Consider the following 18095-nt stretch of genomic DNA (forward strand, 5'->3'; position numbering starts at 1 on the left):
TTTTACGAAACGTTAACCCAATAATGAATATGGCTACAGTTAACCCGCAAGAAGTCCCGGAACTTATGGAGCTTATCTTCGCCAATCGCAATAAAGCGTATGGTGCTTATGAACTTCGTAAGATATTTCCGACCTTTTATCGTCGTGCGGCAGTACTTGGCATCTTGTTGGTGGGGACGGCTATTAGTGCACCTTTGTTGATCACCAAATTTGGCCTTAACCAAAAGGAAAAGGAGGTAAACGTAGTGGCGAAGTTGGAGAACCTTCCGCCGCCACCGCCGATCAACGATAAAAATGAGCCGCCACCACCGCCCCCTCCGGTACCACCGCCCCCCGTCCGTCCGACGGTTCGGTTTGTGGAACCTGTTGTGAAACGTGATGCCGAAGTGCGCGACGAAGAACCACCTCCGATGATTGAGGAGATGGAGAACAAAGACATCAGCACCAAGACGCAAGAGGGCGATATTAATGCAAAGCCCGTGATTGAAGATGTGGTGTATGTAGAAGCCCCACCTAAGGAAGAGGAAAAGAAAGTTGTTGAAGCACCGAAGGAAGAAAAGCCTAAAGAGCCAGAAATTTTCACCTTCGTAGAGCAGCAACCAGAATTTCCAGGTGGAGCGGCTGCGATGAACGAATACCTCCAAAGCAATATTCAATACCCCGAAATTGCGCGTCGTGCAGGGATCGAAGGCCCCGTATTCGTCCAGTTTGTTGTGGATGAATCAGGTCGGATTTCTCAAGCGCAAGTGGTGCGGAGTATTGGCGGCGGTTGTGACGAGGAAGCCCTGCGTGTGGTGAATGCCATGCCTGCTTGGCGTCCTGGGAAGCAAAATGGTCAGCCTGTGAAAGTACGATATACTGTTCAGGTTCGCTTCCGTCTTCGTTAATACAAGGGTAGTACACCTTTTTTTAAGCCTCGCAGCATCAAATCTGCGGGGCTTTTTTTTAAAACTTTTTTATGTGCCATACGAGCGCGGTCATTATCAAGCCGAATGGGCGTCAGCCGTGTATAGCATTTTGCAGATTCAAAAACTGGACAGGCGTGCCGTAGATTACTATCTTGGTGAGACAAAAGTTAATATAAACCAACGACCTATACTTGATGCCTAAAATTGTTGTTTTAGACGGCTTTGCCCTCAATCCTGGTGACTTGTCATGGTCGTCACTTCAAAGCCTTGGAGAGACGACTATTTACGATCGAACCATGTCATACGAGGTAGCGGAACGTTGCCAGAGCGCGGAAATTATTGTTACCAATAAAGTGCGCTTGGAAGCCGCTCTGATCAAAGCCCTTCCGCATCTGAAAGCCATTATGGTTTCGGCAACGGGCCATGATGTCGTGGATGGCTATGCGGCACAACTCCGGGGCATTCCCGTTTGCAATGTAGCGGGATATGGGCCTGATGCCGTGGCACAACACACCTTTGCGTTGTTGCTTTCGCTTATTAATCGTGTAGGAGAATACCAGAATGATGTACAAGCAGGTGGGTGGACACAACGTGGCGATTGGTGCTATTACCTATATTACCCTATTGAATTATCCGGAAAAACAATAGGATTAATCGGATTTGGGCAAATTGCCAAGCGCGTGGCCCGCATTGCTATAGGATTTGGAATGAAGGTAGTGGCTTATACACCGCGTCCGAAGCACCACCCCTCGGTCCATTTTTTGCCATTAGACGAGGTTTTTCAAATAAGCGATGTTGTTAGTTTGCATTGCCCTTTAACGGCCTCCAATGCAAACATGGTGAATGCAGGGCGACTTGCCCTCATGTATCCTTCTGCGTATCTTATCAACACGGCGAGGGGCGGCCTTGTGGATGAAAAGGCGCTACAGTTGGCCCTGTTTCGGAAACAAATAGCTGGTGCGGCACTCGATGTTTTGTCGGTAGAGCCTCCGCCCATAGACCATCCGTTGCTCGGCATAGAAAACTGTATCATAACCCCGCATGTTGCGTGGGCTGCATACGAAACCCGCAAACGACTTCTTGGCCTAATGGTGGAAAATATTCGGGCATTTTTGGCTGGCAAGCCTATAAACGTAGTCAATGGATGAAGATTATCCATTATTGCTTTATATCGAGTTTAGTGTGGGGAGCAGGGTGTATCCCAAAAACACCATCGCCCTTAACCGTTTCGGCAGCGGCTTCTCTTGCCGACGTGATGACAGCGTTGGCTTCGGCATACAGCAAAGAAGCCCCGCATCAAGCCATCCGGTTAAATTTGGGCGGGAGCGGTCTTTTGGCGCGGCAGATAGAGGCCGGTGCAAAAGCAGATTTATTTATCTCGGCAGATGTGAGTTGGGTGCGTTATCTGGCGAAAATAAAAAAAATAACGATAGTTGATACCAGTTCGATCGGAAATTCCTTGGTAGTCTTTGTTCACACCAAGGGCATGACCCTTCAACATGCCAAGCGCATTGTCCTTGCAGACCCCAGGTCGGTTCCTGCGGGCCGTTACGCAAAAATGGCCTTGTCGTGTATGGGCCACTGGACCGCTCTTTCCCCCAAAATGATTCCGGTGCAAGACGTAAAAGCGGTCGTTCGCACCTTGCAACTCCGTGCGGCGGACGTCGGTTTTGCCTATGCTACCGACGTACTCCCCCATTTGATCCGAATACCGTACCCCTCAGAAAACTGTTTACCCAAGATCCGGTATGGCATTGCGGCAACCAAAGACGGTTTGGGTTTTGCACAGTTCCTTTTGTCGGACGAAGCGAAAAAAATCTGGAAGAAATATGGGTTTAACGTATGATAGATAATGACTTGTCTTCGGTCATACTGCGTTCATTATGGGTGGCTTCTATGGCGGTAGGAGTGGGGGTGATTCCGGCGGTTTTCTGGGCCTTTCGGATGTCGCGCAAACACAATCTCTTCTGGGTGGTGATGGAATATTTTTTATATGTTCCAATGGTCTTTCCTCCGGTGGTCATTGGATGGTGGCTACTACAAATAAAATTTTTACAGTTTAATATTTGGGGGGCAGTGGTGGCCGCCTGTGTGGTTGCTTTTCCGTTATTAACCCAAACCATGCGGGCGGCCTTCGACCAAATAGACCCTTCATTAGAAGATGCCATGCGGGTGGATGGCGGGGGAAAATGGCCTATTTTTCGTTATTTATACCTTCCACTTGGATTGCCCGGTATGCTCGCAGGGGCGGTTTTGGCCTTTGCACGTGCCCTGGGCGAATTTGGTGCAACGATGGTGGTGGCAGGCAATATTCCCGGAGAGACCGAAACCCTGTCTCTGGCAATATATGCAAGTCTTCAACGGCCCAATGGAGAGATGTTTTTGTATCCGTTATTGTTTGCTTGTTCCCTGCTGTCTGTCGCAGCCGTATTGGTTCATGCCTTACTCCGGCAACTTACACGAAAACGATTGGGACAGATGTAATTCGCAACTGAACTACGCCTATATGGGGCTTAGGGTGAAAGGATGCAATGGCTTATTTGGAAACAAACACCAGACGTTTGTTTTGTCCAAAATCTATTAATAGCCACATAATAGGTGTAAAATAAAATTAATCTTTTGTAAGTGTAAGTGTAAGTGGTGTGGTACATATTTTATGCAGAAGCATTATATCGTGTTCTAGACTTATTGGTTGTGACTCTAATTTATCTTTTTAGATCCCCCATTAGCCCATTATAGAAGAAATGATGTACACGTTTATTCGGCCTATTTTTATTTTGCTTGTGCTTATATCGGGCCAATCGGTTGCAGTTGCTCAAAGAATCAGCCCCACTCCAACCGACTCTGTTCGTGTGGTGCGAATAGAACTAAAAGACGGATCGGTCTTGTTTGGGCAGGTCGCATCCGATGAAGGCGGGCTTTTGGTCTTGAGGTTTGCCTATGGCGAGACTTTGCGCATTCCACATACCCTGATCATCCGGCGCGAGGTGCTTGCTCAATCGCTTTCAGGGCAAATCATCGAAATTGACCCCAACCAAACCCGTCTTCTGTTTGCGCCCACGGCGCGTCCTATTCCGAAGGGTGATGCGTATATTGCTAATTATTACCTTTTCCTGAACTTTGTGGGGTATGGAGTCACCGATCGCTTTACCATGGCGGGTGGCTTTTCCATGCTACCAGGCGCACGCATTGCCAACCAAGCCTTTTATGTTGCCCCCAAATACACCCTCTTACAACAAGAACGCCAACAAGTGGCCATCGGACTTTGGGCGGGAGCAGCCGGATTGTCGGAATCCTCTCAGATGGTGGGCGGCATCCCTTATCTAAACTACACCCGTGGATCGGCGCAAAAATCGTTGACGCTGGCGGTGGGCTTGCCTGTCTATCGCCAAAATGAATATGAGTATGACCCCATAACCCAAAGGGATGCCCATAAGTACGTCTGGAAAGCGGGTAAAAACCTGATTACCGTACTTGGTGGCGAGCGGCAATTAGGCCGAAAAACCAAATTAGTGGGCGAGGCATGGATGTTTTGGGGCAAAGACACCCCAGCTCCGCCAGAAAACTTGTTTGTAGCCCCAGCCCTGCGGTATTACAACCAAAACTTTGCCCTCGATTTTGGTATGCTGTACATTGGCCCCTCTTCCGATATTATCGCCATTCCCTATTTAGATGTGGTCTATCACTTCCGCAAAAAACGGGAGTAGAAAGAGTTTCCTTTATTTGTAACTTTTAGTGTTGAGGGTACTTATCTGTTAATATTTAAAGAAGTCAAAATGTTTACTTGTGAATTAATATCTAAATGGATTATCTACTAAGTACAAAAACGAAATGAATCACCACGTATCTTTAATCTTTTTTAAATAGTTATGAGACTTCAAAGTTTTCTTCTGTCAACATTAATCACTTTTCTTTTTACTAATGCAGTAGCTCAATCTCAATCACCTTCCACTTCAGTTGTGACTTGGTCTGGTATTCATCCTAATGGGCAGACTTTTGGTTCTGGAGGCGGTAACATTGCAATAAGGGATCACTTAGGCAATAGAAATGTAACATTAACAGGAGGATGGCAGTGGCTAGGGGTTCCTACAGAAGCTGTTGACACGGGACATAACAGATTACGTTATCAAAGCATTTTACAAGACTTAGCAAGCCGAATTATAGCTAACTCTACTAATAATTCTTCTGCCCCAGTGATGTTTGAAATGGAAATAGGGGTGCATTCCGTTAATGTAAATACGTCAGATTTGGCAAGCGGTGTCTATATATATCGTATTAAGACAGATTTATCATCTGTTCATAATCGTTTTACAGTTTTGAAATGATTATTAGAGGTGGCTTTTAATTTTAATCTCTAAGAAATTAATAGTCACTATTTTGTTATTGGATAAGTATAGGGTAAAAATGTGTTTTAAAAAAATACTCCTACACAAAACCTTACAGTTAATTTCCCATGCAACAGACACTAAACGAGCGCGTAGAGCGCGAAAAAGCCGCCCACACCGAGAAGGATGTTTTGGCGGAGAACCTACGTATCAAAAGTCGTTTTCCGCACTTAGATATCTATCCATCCAAGAAACGGTTGTTTCAAAAAATGGATGCCTATCTTGGCGCGGTAGAAGGGCTATCCGTTTTGGATTATGGCTGTGGACGCGGGGCTTTAAGCATGAAGCTCTTGAACAACCATGCACAAAAAGTTTGTGGTATTGATATTTCGGAAGTCTATATCAAAGATTGCATCGCCCAAGCAACTGCGGCAGGTTATTCGCCCCAATCGTATGATTTTCAGGTGATGGATGCACACCAACTCACGTTTCCGGATGAAAGTTTTGACTTGATTGTGGGGTATGGAATTTTGCACCACTTAGAGCCGCTCGTGGCTTTGAACGAAATTTACCGCGTGCTAAAGCCGAGAGGCCGTGTTTTATTACAAGAACCCTTAGCCGATAACCCACTGTTGCGTATTTTTAGACACTTTACTCCCGAGGCGAGGACGGAAGATGAGGCTCCTTTTACTAAAGAACAAATTCAGGAATTCATGTCTCTGAACAATTGGAAGTCTGAATGCGTCTATTGTGGACTCTTAGAAATGCCTGTTTCGATGTTTACTTCTGTGGTTATGCCCCAATCGCCCTATAATTTTTTGGTAAAAGCGGCAGATAAAATGGAATCTTGGTTTCATCGGAAAAACCTATTGTCTTCCTGGAATCAATATATCCTGCTTAATTTTGTGAAGCATTAAAACAGGGTTTGATGGCATAGCGGAGCGACATACGAAGCAGATGCACGTATATTTTGATCCCGAAGGGACTTGATGCTTGTAGAAATTTGATGAAAGTATTGGATACGACTCCGTCGAGGTTGCATGTAGTGAAGCTTGTGCCATTGGTTATAAATTTGCACTTCGTCTAAGGATCATTCTTGGAGTGCTTTGGCCAAAGTAGATTGCTTGGTAGTGGGCATGGTAGTTGTGGCGTATGAAGTAAGTGAACCGTGAATATATAAGGCAAGGTAGGAATAAATGGCAAGCCATAATGGGTGAAAATGCTTGTTCTAATTTGAAGAAAGTAGAGGAAGGTAATAAAGTTGGACATTTTTAGAACAGTACTTCCGTTTCTACCAATATTTTTTTGCCGCTTGCCCGCCGGTACTGTATATTAATGATCTAAAACCTTCAATTACATGGCCAATATCGTTTTAACCGATACCGATTTGCAACGGGTACGTACTGCTGTTCAGCAAGCAGAATCTCGAACTTCGGGCGAGATCGTGCCTTTTATCGTAAAAAAAAGTGATGCCTATTCTAGTGCAGCGTGGCGTGCATCCGCTTTTGGAATGTTGCTGGGAGCCTTAATTGGCTTTGGACTTTCGCAGTTTAACAATACGTGGGGCCTCGGCTGGCTCTATACCAACTGGGGAGTGGTATTGTTGATGCTCCTTTTTGCTGGTGGATTTTTTGCCCTCGCTCATTTCCAAGCGGGAGTAAAGCGATTTTTTGCGGGCTATCTGGCGCTGAACAAACGGGTACAGCAACGGGCTGTTCAGGCGTTTTTGACCGAAGAGGTGTTTAATACCGAAGACCGGACGGGCATTTTGCTGTTTATCTCTTTGATGGAACACCGTATTTTGGTGATGGGGGATAGCGGCATCAATGCCAAAGTGCAACAAGAGGACTGGGAAGAGGTGGTGGCGCGTGTAAAGCGTGGAATTAAACAGAATAGTTTAGCAGACGGCTTGGTAGAAGCTATTCAAATGTGTGGAGACTTATTGGAGCGAAAAGAAGTGAAAATTAAGCCGAATGACCGCAATGAACTATCCGACGACCTGAGAATCCAAGATCATTAACAACGCCAGTATCAGCCCTTCCGCCACCCAAACCCCATATTACCCTTACACGCCCGCTCCGAAATTCCACTCCGAGGAACAAAAACAGCACCGAATCTGGGCGAATAACCTTCATTTCTCCGTATCAACCAAGTGTGGTTCATGTCCTCGCACGTTACACTTGGGCAGGTGACCGCCGCGTGAAGCAATTCAACGTTGTTGCTGAACAAAGGATGGATTAAACGTTTAAGTAAGATGTTGCCGGAACTTGCCATCTACTTAAACGGTTCTTGTGACGCATTCCCCGTATTCACAACTATTTATGAGGCTGGGCCGTTTTCGATTTCTACTTTTCGTTCTGATGTTCTTCTTTGTTTGGGGTTCATCCAACGACAATTTATGGGCACAAACCCCCACACCAACTCCTGTAAAACCGGATTCATTAGGCAGAAAAAAACAGGCCCCCAAGCAACCCATCCAGTTTACTGCCGACTCGCTCCGCATTGTGTTTGATGATAAAAAAGGAGATATTGCGCGTCTATCTAAAAATACCAGTGTTGTTTATGACCAAATAAAGGTGGCTTCCCCACTAATCCGGTTCTACTTCAAGGATCAATTAGTGGAGGCTGTTGCTATCTCGCCCAGTCCAGACAACTTCCCGAAATTCACCAGAGGTTCCGAGACCTTTTCCTCCGAACGGCTCTCCTTTAACTTGAAAACTGAACAAGGACGTTTTGTAAATAGCCGCACGAAAATGCAAGATGGATTTGTGTTGGGACGGGTAGTGAAGGTACGTTCGGATAGTACGGTTTTTGTGCAACATGGCCTTTATACCACCTGCGACGATCCGTCTCATGTGCATTACGCTCTCGAAGCAAAGAAGATGAAAATTGGACGGAATAAATGGATTTATACAGGGCCTATACGGTTGAATTTGTTAAACATAAAACTCCCAATCATACTGCCTTTTGGGGCCATTCCTACGTTAGAAGGAAGACGCAGCGGGCCTTTAACCCCTACCTACGGGCAAGATAACCAACAAGGGTTTTACCTCAAAGATTGGGGGTGGTATTGGCCCATCAGCGATTATATGGATGCACAAGTGCGGTTCGGGATTTGGTCTCTCGGAAGTTTTCAGGTTCGTCCAACCTATCGGTATGCACTAAGAAACCGATTTAGTGGTTCTGTGGATCTGACCTATCGCTATGTTGTAACGGGACAACGATATGATGCCGACCGCAATCCACGATCCGCTTGGGATTTAGGATTGAACCATGCCCAAAAAATTGACCCTTATTCCGATGTATCCGCCAATATTCGCGTTGGTAATAGCCGTCTTTTGCGGGTACTTTCCGAAAATTTTAATGATCGCATTCTCTCTGAATCTAATCAAAACTCAAATTTTAGTTACAACAAGCGCTGGACGCATAAAGGCCGCTCGGTTTCTTTGTATGGCAGTTTGTCGGATAATCTAACCACCCGTTCTGCAGCTCTTACCCTTCCAGCCCTCCGGTTTAGTCAACGCTCCCAGACCCCTTTTCAGCGTAATTCTAATACTTCTACGCAAAATGCACGGGTATATGAAAATCTTCAATATGATTTAGACGCAGACCTCAATACCAACTATCAGTTTAGGCCCGTTACCGGAGATACCACGGATAACCGCTGGTGGGAGGGGTTGTTTAATTCTGACGCATACCGAAACACTACAAGGCTCGATCCCGCACAGCGATATTACCTCACTGGGACAGGGAATTTCCGCGTTTCGATGCCTTATACCATGAGAAAAACCCCACTTCGGGGTAAAAATATGGAGCTTACGTTGTCCCCTAACCTGAGCCTCCGTGAATACGTGGCTTCCCGCGAAGAAGGACGGCTGCGTATTTGGGGAAACACAGATCCGGTGACAGGTGTTCGCGCATATCGAGACAGTACGTTCTACCGGACTGGTATGGTGTTTTTTCATGATCTTAACCTTAGCTTTTCCGCAGGTACGGTGGTTTATGGCACTTTTCCATGGAAAATCGGTACATTAAATGGATTCCGTCATGTTATGCGGCCATCCTTATCGTTTTCTACAAGACCTACGTATGAAAATTCACCTTGGAGTTATTTTAAAAACCTCACGGATACCGATGGGAAAACGGTTTATGATACACAAAATCAGCCGATAACGTATGCCGTAAATAGCAGTATCCCATCGGGAAAATCCCGCACATTAGGGCTTTCGGTGGAGAATGTGCTCCGAACCCGCACCGTCAAAACGGATTCCACGGGCACTGTCCGTAAAAATGCCTTTGACCTTCTTAATTTTGGATTTTCTTCTGGATACAATTTTGCTGCCGATTCCCTCCAGTGGCAAGACATCAGTATGCGGGGATACACCAATATTGCAGGCCGACTAAACCTGAATTTCGGGGGAACCCTTTCTCCTTACCAGGGCCTTACTTCTTGGAGTACCTCGTTCTCCACCTCATTGCGTAGCCGTCAAAATACTACGGGCGTTGGCCAAAAGAGTGACAAGAAAAAGACCGAACTAACCAGTGATTGGACCAATTATCCCATTCCTTGGACGCTGGGACTGAATTTTTCTTATGGCTATACAGCCGCACTTACGACAGGTGCAAAAAGCCAGCATAGGGCCATTTTGGATGCAAGTTTTAATTTCCAACTCACCGAAAAATGGCGGTTGGAGGGACGTAGTGGTTTTGATTTGGTATCGGCATCGGTTACGTCAACCGACTTATCGGTATATCGCGATCTCCACTGTTGGGAAATGGCCTTTTCAGTACGTCCTTTTGGTAAATATCAGTCTTTTCAATTTCGTCTCAATGTGAAAAGTGGGAAATTGCGTAGCATCCTTCGTTTGGAACATCCCAAATCCGATATTCGAAGTTCACTGACCGATATTATACGATAGACATTAAACTTTTTGGTGTTTGGTACGATTTTAGATATAGATCGTATCAAACCACCTAACAATGCAAACCTCTCTTTTTAGATTATCTCCGGCTTTAGCAGGGTACTTCTCCAAAGGGCGCACCTCTGTTGGCCGTAGTGAAAAAACAAAGCAAGATCAATCCCTATGCTTTTCTGTCTGTCAGTTGTTCGATCACGATTTGGCCCATCTTTCATTGAATGGTCTTCATTTTTATATACGGGACGGGATTCTCACCGTTCAGGGAACACTAAAAGACAACATTGCAAAAGAAACGGTGTTTAAACTCTTGGAAAGTATTGCTGGAATTAAAGAGATTGTGGACATGATAGACCTTTTGGAGGCATAAAAAAAAAACGGATACCCGCTTCGGATACCCGTTTATCAGGCTGAAGACGGTCTTATTGCCATTTCCAAAGCCCTTCTTTCATGTTCAAAAAACCCATCTTGGCATAAAATCTTGAAGTGGTTTTGGCGTCATACAAATAAATCTGCGTCCCTTTAAAGTTTTCCCGCACTTTTTCCAGCAACATACGCCCAATACCCAGCCCTTGCACATCTGGTTCAACGGCAAAATCACAAATATAGGTATTTAAAACCCCATCGCTCAGTACACGGGCCAGCCCCACTAAACGTCCTTGAACCCAAGCCGTCACCACCAAAGAAGATTGTTCAAACATGCGCCATAAGGCAGCGTGGTCTTCTACTGGTCTTTGTAGCGGGGCCCGGCGATACAAAGTGGCGATCCGGGCAGGAGTGAGGTCATGCAGTCCAATCTTAACCTCGATGTTAATATTGGTTCCCTTGTAGTGGTCGCGGGACCGCGTAGCAAATCTTTCCATATCAATTAAGGTTAGGAGAGTGGGTGTTGAATAGGGTGCCAGCGGGTTGGGAAAATGGCAGAAGAAGCCGTTAATACCACTTCTGGCGGCAGGGCAATGCGCAGGGAAGTTCCATTAATTTCAACCCGCCATTCTGAAAAAGTTCCAGAAAAATAGCGTGAAACAATTTTTATTGGAAAGGAAATTGTGTGATTTTCCTTAATTATCCAGTTTTCGGGCTTAATTGAGATTATAAAATTAGGATCCGGTGTAATACCCCATTCGGTAAGGAGTACTGGATCTTGGACTAAGTTGCTGTTTCCAATAAACGTGGCCACAAAAGCATTTTTCGGACGGAAATAAACCGACTCTGGCGTGCCCATCTGCTGAATACATCCTTGGTTCAACACCACCAATTGATCTGAAAGTGCCAGCGCTTCATTTTGGTCATGCGTTACATACAAACTGGTGGTTCCGACGGATTTTTGAAGTTGTCGGATTTCAAAGCGGGCTTGTTCTCGTAAAGATGCGTCCAGATTAGAAAGTGGCTCGTCGAAAAGTAAAACCTCTGGCTCCATCACCATGGCCCTTGCCAAGGCCACCCGTTGTTGCTGGCCTCCAGAGAGGGTAGGTACAGGCTTTTCGGCAAAGGAAGATAGCCCCACTTTCCGCAGTGCTTCATCGGTACGGGTACGCACTTCCGAACGAGAAAATTTTTTAACCCGTAAACCAAAAGCCACATTCTCCCGAACGGTCATAGAGGGAAACAAGGCATAGCTTTGGAAAACCATAGCGGTTGGGCGTTTCTGCGCCGGAAGATGGGTTACATCCTGCCCATCCAACAAAATCCTTCCGGCAGTTGGTTGCTCAAACCCGCCAATCATCCGCAAAAGCGTTGTTTTTCCACAGCCACTTGGCCCCAAAAGTGAAAAAAACTGACCTTGGGACACACTAAACGAACAATCATCTACAGCAAGATGATCGCCAAATCGTTTCTGTAACGCTTCTACTACTACAAAAGACATGCTGTGTGTGCGTGTATAGGTGAGAGCATGATTATGGAAAAATACGCCGTGTACGAAACCAAAAGGATGAAGTTTTATGTTCGGCTTAGCAAGAATAGGCTGGCAAATGGGGGATGAAAGATAGGAACTTGTCTTGTAATATACATCTAATGTAAACTGTATGATATGTAAAAATAGCATTTGTCATTTTCTTGTATGGTGGCATATGATATTATAGCCTGTAGTGGTCCCAGTGCATCCATTTGTGACTTGATATATTCGGTGAGATTGTTTAGTTTAAGTAAAAATAGTTTCTTTATAGTTGCTATTATATTTGATTTGTAGTTGGGCGATTTGCTTTACAATTTGCCTGCAGCATGTAAAAAAAGCAAATTGGAAGCAACAAGAAGGAAAAAATAATGCCCAGTGGCTACTATATTTTCCGTATTCAAATAGAGGATCATCAAATCACAAAACCTATTTATGCTATAAAATAAATTTCCTGTTTTTAATACCTATTTATCGGATAAATGACATGAAAAATAGGCTTTTACTTTTATGCCTCATGTTTTTTCCCTTTTACACGCAAGGACAAGTCATTTGGAAAAATTTGGGGCAACCTCAAGGCTTGGTTATACCATGTTCATTCTATACGGACAGTAAGAAATTGGTCTCATGTGGGCTTTCTCTTGGAGATATGCGCATAAGTTTTCCTTATGTTTCGTCTGATTTGGCGACGAGTTGGCAATCTATCTTGACAAGTAAAAATGATGAAAATGTCAAATACGCAACTGCCATGAGCACCCAAAATGAACGTATAAAACGAGATAAAAAAGGATTTTAATCTACAGTCCAATTTTTATACGACCGATAGAACGTTTGTTTGGAATTTTGATATTTCGCCTGAAAATGAAATATGGATTGCTACAAATAAAGGGTTGCTACGATCTAAAGATGGGAATAAGAGCTATCAAACGGTGTCTTTTTCCAATATAAACACTACCGCGATTACCTTTACCGACAACGGTGAAATTTGGGTAAGTACGCAAGATGGTATTTTTAAATCAGCAAATCAAGGGATAGATTGGAAAAAAATTAGCAGCCTTATTGATGATCATATACTGTATTTTGATCGGTTAAGTCGGCAAATGTTGGTTGTTAACAACACCAATTCACAATTGGAGTTTTCTGCTAAAGGTGGAAAAGTTGAATATACGCGATTTTCGGAAGATGGCAGTTTTATTGCCACCCATGTTTTTGAGAATAATTCTATTTATGATGTGTTCCGTGCTACGGAAAAACATCTTTATATGGCAACATAAACAGGTTTGTGGCGTTCACAAGATAATGGAGTTAGTTTTAAAAAAACTACTGTATCACTACCAACGTATCATTTTACCAAAGCAGAGAACTATCTTTTTGCCTCAACATTTAGTGGGCTTTTTCGAGCTTCTTTAATGGATACCTCTTGGGTCAAAAAAAGGCGTATCAGGGCTTACCATTACTTCGCTTGCTTCAAATGATTCGCGCCTATTTGCAACGACAAGTACTGCAGCTTTTGGACTTTATTATTCTGATGATAATGGTATTTCGTGGTAGGAGAAGACAATCCTTAATGAAAAAATGAATAGCGTTTCGGCCTTAAAAAACCATGTTTGTGTAGAAACACTTTCTGGTACATGGTGTTCATTTGACAATGGTAGTACTTGAAAAAAAACGTCGGATAATGCTGGTGATCTGTATTTGATGTCCGCTAAAACGTGGTATATTCGAAAATATAAGATTATTTGGCATTCGCAAGATCAAGGTGCAACTTGGATAAGGCGTGATATTCCCACAAATATAGGATTCAACAAAATTATTGCACCAAACGAGACTTCGGTTTTTGCTTCTGGAATTGAAGGGACTTTTCATTCTAAAGATCAAGGGGCAACTGGGGAAAAATTACCGATTCATTGTTTGCCAACTTGTTCTATCATATAAAGCAATCGCAATGGTGTACTCATCATGTCAAATGGTTGGAAAACACATTATTTTTCTATGGATTATGGTTCATCTTGGCAAAAATTTTCTATTCCTGAAAAAATGGCAATAAGCAACAAAGGACAAATTGCTATAGCAACGCGGGATAATATATATTTGTAAGGAGATTTTAAAACATGGTTGTCTTCGACTGATGAAACGTCTGTGTGGAAGAGCAATAAGGGAGAAATTACGTCGCTTTATTTTGATGACCATAACTTTCTATATTTGGGGATGAGTGAAATTAGTTTACATCGCAGCTCAATGCCTATTTCATTGGTTGCCAACGAAGATGAAGGCGAGTTGCCCCGATCTATCACGCTTTCGCAGAACTACCCCAATCCGTTCAACCCAAACACGACAATTAACTTCACGCTTCCACAAGCAAGCGACATCGTGCTTGAAGTATTCGATCTTCTTGGCAAGCGTGTGGCTCTCCTCGAAAAAGGCTGGCAAACCGCAGGAATGCACCATCTTCAACTCGATGTCAAAGACTTGCCAAGCGGTACATACATCTATCGTTTACAAGTGGGCAACCAAGTCTTTTCTCAAAAAATGACCATCCTAAAATAAGACAAAAGACGTTTTCTAAATCTCCTTTCTTGTTGCTTAAAGGGCCATATTTTTCAGATATTGCGCACTATCTCCGATGTTGGCAAAAGGATCTTGTGGGTTGTCGTGTTCCACAAAGAAATGTTTAAACCCTGCCAAACGTGCTTGCTTAAATATCTGAGCAAAATTGATTTTCCCTTTTCCTACCGCCACCATATTGCCCTGATCGTCCATATCTTTTACGTGGCAAGCTGGGAATCTTCCGGAATATTTCTTAAAATAGAATAAAGGATCTTTTCCGGCTTTTGTGATCCAAAAAAGATCTAGTTCAAAGCCTACTAAATTGGGTTGAGTATTGTTTAGCAATAAGTCGTATGGTATAAAATTGTCAACAGATTTAAATTCAAAATCATGATTATGATAGGCGAATTTTAATCCAGCATTTTTACATTTTTCGCCTGCGACGTTTAAACGATCAGCCCAGCGTTTCCAATCACTTAATTTTAAATTTTCGGAAGGAATCCATGGCAAAATAAGAAATTGGTGGCCAATAATTTGAGCTTCTTCAATTTCTTTTGTTAGATCACCTTTTTCAACGGCGGTATGTGGGATATGTACTGCGGGGGCTGACAGTTTATTCTTTTTGAGTAGTGCTTTAATTTCTTGTGGTGTTTTGTTAAAATATCCTGCAAACTCCACTTCTTTATAGCCTAATTTGGCTACAGTGATAAGGGTATTTTCCACACTTTTTGCCATTTCGGCACGCACGGTATAAAGTTGAACACCAAACCGTTTGAGTTTTGCAGATGCGTCATTCGGGGCTATTTGGGTCGCAAGATTGGCCATAGCGGCACTAAAAATAGAGGTTTTGAGAAAAATTCTGCGGTTCATTGTAGGAAAAATTGGTATTTTAAAGTTCGTTTCGTTTCATTTTCTCGACCACGTAATGGCAGGCACGTGCTGTGAGGGCCATATAGGTGATGGAAGGATTTTGGCAGGCAGAAGAAGCCATTGCGGCCCCATCGGTAACAAACAGATTGGGGACTTCATGCGCTTGGTTCCAGCCATTTAAGACAGAAGTTTTAGGGTCTTTGCCCATCCGAGCGGTTCCCATTTCATGAATGCCATGTCCGGGAATAGAGCCATTGTCAAAGGTATAGACCTCTTTTCCACCTGCTGCTTCGATCATTTCGGCGGCGGCGGCGAGCATGTCTTGACGCATCTTCCTCTCGTTATCACTCCAATCGGCTTCAATATGCAGCATTGGAATCCCCCACTGGTCGTTTTTTTCGGGGTCTAACCAGATGCGGTTTTCGTATAAGGGCAACGTTTCCCCAAATCCCATCAGACTGAAGCCCCAATCACCTGGTTCGCGTAATTTGGTTTTAAGGGCAAATCCAAACTCTTCCAAATCATTGCCACGTTTCCAAGAGGCACGTCCAGCACCTCCTTGGTAGCCATATCCACGTACAAAATCCGGTCGTTGTTCACCATTTAGGTTTCGGAAACGCGGAATATAAATGCCATTTGGACGTTTTCCAGTATAATACCGATCATTAAATTCTGGGAATTTAGCCCCTGCGCCCAACTGAAAGTGGTGGTCCATCAAATAATGTCCTAAAGTTCCAGATCCATTTGCAAGGCCATTCGGAAACGTCCGTGATGTTGAATTAAGCAAAATGGCCGTAGAACCAATGGTGGAGGCGCACAGAAAAATGACTTTGGCTTTGTAGATTCTGGTTTCTTTTGAGAGGGCATCAATGACTTGCACGCCATAAGCACGGCCTTTTTGCTCGTCGAAGAGCACGCTATGTACGATGCTGTTGGCCCGAATCGCCAGTCGTCCGGTTTTGAACGCTGCCGGAAGGGTAGAACTTTGGCTGGAAAAAGAGGAGCCTGTAGAACAACCGCGTTCACATGGGCCGCAGTAATGGCAAGGAGTGCGTTCTCCGATCGGTTCGGTGAGGTTGGCGCAGCGACCAATGGTCATTTTCCGATCGGTAAAATTTTTCTCTATGCCTGCTTTAACGTGCTTTTCCACCGCATTCATCTCCATCGGCTTCTGAAAAATCCCATCGGGCACGTGTGGCAATCCCAACGCCTCCCCACTAATCCCAACGAAGCGCTCCACGTAGTCGTACCAAGGGGCAATATCCCGATAGCGGATGGGCCAGTCCACGCCATAGCCATCTTTTGCATTGGCTTCAAAGTCTTGTTCGCCCCAGCGGTAGCATTGCCGCCCCCACATGAGGGAGCGCCCACCAAGGTGATAGCCGCGAATCCACCAAAAGGGTTTTTCTGGATTTTGGATGTATGGATGGTCTTTATCGTTAACGAACATGTGTTCTGTGCCCTCATAAAAGGCATAGCAGGTACTTTGAACCTCGTATTCTTCTTCGAATTTTTTTCGTTCCCCACGTCCTCTAAAGGGAAATTCCCACGGAGATTTGTGTTCGGTTACATAGTCTTTTTTGTGTTCTAAATAGTTGCCACGTTCTAACATCAGGACATTCAGCCCTTTTTCGGTCAACTCTTTGGCAGCCCAGCCACCCGTAATACCCGAACCAACCACAATGGCGTCGTATTCGGTTTGGGTGGAGACATATATATTGGGTTTTTGGAACATGGTTTTGGTGAATCAGGCCCACGCACGGCCAATTTGGGAAAGGGGTGCATCTGGAATATAGGCTCCATGCGCAGCAGAGTATTGCAGTTCTTGGGTAGCGCCAATTTCGGAGGTATAATATCCTTCCAGTGTGAGGGATTTTAAGGTCTTGAAAAACTGCCCGTTTGCGCCCAATCCCGACTTTGCGGCTTGTGCATACCGTCTTAGCAACTTGTCTTGCTCCGTTGGTAGTAGTTTGGTAATTGGTCTTCCAAACTGATGAAGGGCAATTTGCTCAATACCCTCCAGTCCTGCCAAGAACTGACCTTTTTCGTCTTCCTTCATCCATAGAGACAAAATCCGGTCAATGTACTCATTGACCTTTGCTTCCTTAGCGCCCGGTGTATCGGAAGCCGGAATAATCCGCTCGGTTATGGCTATTAAGCGTTCATTTTGTGCTGCCGTAAGGGTTTGAGGCACGAACGGGGTTGTACTGGCTGGTTTTGAGGGCGCGGCTTGGACATGATGATGGTCGTGTGTGTCATGCGCACCGAAACCTGTTAGGATTCCTAGGCCCGGAACGGCCAAAAGTCCGCCGAGTATTCGTGTAGAATTTCTAAGGGCTTGTCTTCTGTTCATGAAATTAAATTGATTGGAAAACGCTTTCAAAAAGATACGATGAAGTAGTGTTGGATGCAATGCAAAAGTGATTTTTGTAAATCATATTAAAATATTGTAAGTAAGATGCTTAAATAAAGTGTTTTTATAGTTATTTTTTGTAACTATTTAGGAGGTCTATGACAGACATTTGTCATGCCTGTTGTATTAAATTTGAATCATGCCCGATCAATTACCTCATATCGACTTATCGAACATACCCGAATCGTTGCATCCGTTGCTGACGACGTTGTTGACTATTAT

Annotated in this window: 17 protein-coding genes; 12 read left to right on the forward strand and 5 right to left on the reverse strand. The window is 44.3% G+C overall.

Annotated elements, in window-relative coordinates:
• The first annotated feature begins 29 nt into the window (after window positions 1–29).
• The 10 genes from JNN12_17565 (at window position 30) to JNN12_17610 (ending at window position 10519) form a co-directional block, all read left to right on the forward strand.
• Entirely contained in the window at window positions 30–887 is an 858-nt protein-coding gene (locus tag JNN12_17565) for a TonB family protein (protein ID MBL7980149.1), read from the forward strand.
• A 215-nt stretch (window positions 888–1102) separates the two neighbouring features.
• A complete protein-coding gene (locus tag JNN12_17570; protein ID MBL7980150.1) occupies window positions 1103–2056 on the forward strand; it encodes a D-2-hydroxyacid dehydrogenase in 954 nt (317 codons plus the stop codon).
• Complete coding sequence (modA, locus tag JNN12_17575) at window positions 2053–2754, forward strand: molybdate ABC transporter substrate-binding protein (protein ID MBL7980151.1); 702 nt, start codon at window positions 2053–2055, stop codon at window positions 2752–2754. The genes JNN12_17570 and modA overlap by 4 nt, the downstream gene beginning before the upstream one ends.
• Window positions 2751–3392 (forward strand): ABC transporter permease subunit, encoded by a 642-nt coding sequence (locus JNN12_17580; GenBank protein ID MBL7980152.1) that lies wholly within the window; start codon window positions 2751–2753, stop codon window positions 3390–3392. Before modA ends, JNN12_17580 begins: the two co-directional genes overlap by 4 nt.
• Window positions 3393–3652: 260 nt before the next feature.
• Window positions 3653–4615: a hypothetical protein gene (locus JNN12_17585; protein MBL7980153.1), complete on the forward strand. Its 963-nt coding sequence runs from the start codon at window positions 3653–3655 to the stop codon at window positions 4613–4615.
• Between the two features lie 162 nt (window positions 4616–4777).
• On the forward strand, window positions 4778–5233 hold the full coding sequence (locus JNN12_17590) for a hypothetical protein (GenBank protein MBL7980154.1): 456 nt from the start codon (window positions 4778–4780) through the stop codon (window positions 5231–5233).
• Between the two features lie 128 nt (window positions 5234–5361).
• Window positions 5362–6150: a class I SAM-dependent methyltransferase gene (locus JNN12_17595; protein MBL7980155.1), complete on the forward strand. Its 789-nt coding sequence runs from the start codon at window positions 5362–5364 to the stop codon at window positions 6148–6150.
• A gap of 440 nt (window positions 6151–6590) precedes the next feature.
• Window positions 6591–7253, forward strand: coding sequence for a hypothetical protein (locus JNN12_17600; protein ID MBL7980156.1), 663 nt, complete (start codon window positions 6591–6593; stop codon window positions 7251–7253).
• A gap of 340 nt (window positions 7254–7593) precedes the next feature.
• Entirely contained in the window at window positions 7594–10152 is a 2559-nt protein-coding gene (locus JNN12_17605; GenBank protein MBL7980157.1) for an LPS-assembly protein LptD, read from the forward strand.
• Between the two features lie 61 nt (window positions 10153–10213).
• Complete coding sequence (locus tag JNN12_17610) at window positions 10214–10519, forward strand: hypothetical protein (protein MBL7980158.1); 306 nt, start codon at window positions 10214–10216, stop codon at window positions 10517–10519.
• 52 nt (window positions 10520–10571) lie between these two features.
• Here the strand turns inward: JNN12_17610 and JNN12_17615 are convergent, their stop codons facing one another.
• A complete protein-coding gene (locus tag JNN12_17615; protein ID MBL7980159.1) occupies window positions 10572–11012 on the reverse strand; it encodes a GNAT family N-acetyltransferase in 441 nt (146 codons plus the stop codon).
• 11 nt (window positions 11013–11023) lie between these two features.
• A complete protein-coding gene (locus tag JNN12_17620; protein ID MBL7980160.1) occupies window positions 11024–12016 on the reverse strand; it encodes an ABC transporter ATP-binding protein in 993 nt (330 codons plus the stop codon).
• Between the two features lie 956 nt (window positions 12017–12972).
• Here JNN12_17620 and JNN12_17625 point away from each other — a divergent pair.
• Both JNN12_17625 and JNN12_17630 read left to right on the forward strand, forming a co-directional pair.
• Entirely contained in the window at window positions 12973–13317 is a 345-nt protein-coding gene (locus JNN12_17625) for a hypothetical protein (protein MBL7980161.1), read from the forward strand.
• A 964-nt stretch (window positions 13318–14281) separates the two neighbouring features.
• Window positions 14282–14590 carry a T9SS type A sorting domain-containing protein gene (locus tag JNN12_17630; GenBank protein MBL7980162.1) on the forward strand — a complete coding sequence of 103 codons (309 nt, stop codon included), beginning with the start codon at window positions 14282–14284 and terminating at the stop codon, window positions 14588–14590.
• Between the two features lie 36 nt (window positions 14591–14626).
• Here JNN12_17630 and JNN12_17635 read toward each other — a convergent pair whose 3' ends face one another.
• Genes JNN12_17635 through JNN12_17645 form a run of 3 tightly spaced genes read right to left on the reverse strand, consistent with a single transcriptional unit; the run spans window position 14627 to window position 17813 of the window.
• Window positions 14627–15460, reverse strand: a complete 834-nt coding sequence (locus JNN12_17635) for a sugar phosphate isomerase/epimerase (GenBank protein MBL7980163.1) — start codon at window positions 15458–15460, stop codon at window positions 14627–14629.
• 19 nt (window positions 15461–15479) lie between these two features.
• Window positions 15480–17195, reverse strand: coding sequence for a GMC family oxidoreductase (locus tag JNN12_17640; GenBank protein ID MBL7980164.1), 1716 nt, complete (start codon window positions 17193–17195; stop codon window positions 15480–15482).
• A gap of 12 nt (window positions 17196–17207) precedes the next feature.
• On the reverse strand, window positions 17208–17813 hold the full coding sequence (locus JNN12_17645) for a gluconate 2-dehydrogenase subunit 3 family protein (protein ID MBL7980165.1): 606 nt from the start codon (window positions 17811–17813) through the stop codon (window positions 17208–17210).
• Window positions 17814–18095 lie beyond the last annotated feature (282 nt).

Source organism: Bacteroidetes Order II. bacterium (assembly GCA_016788705.1).
In the GTDB taxonomy this organism is placed as follows: Bacteria; Bacteroidota; Rhodothermia; order Rhodothermales; family UBA2364; genus UBA2364.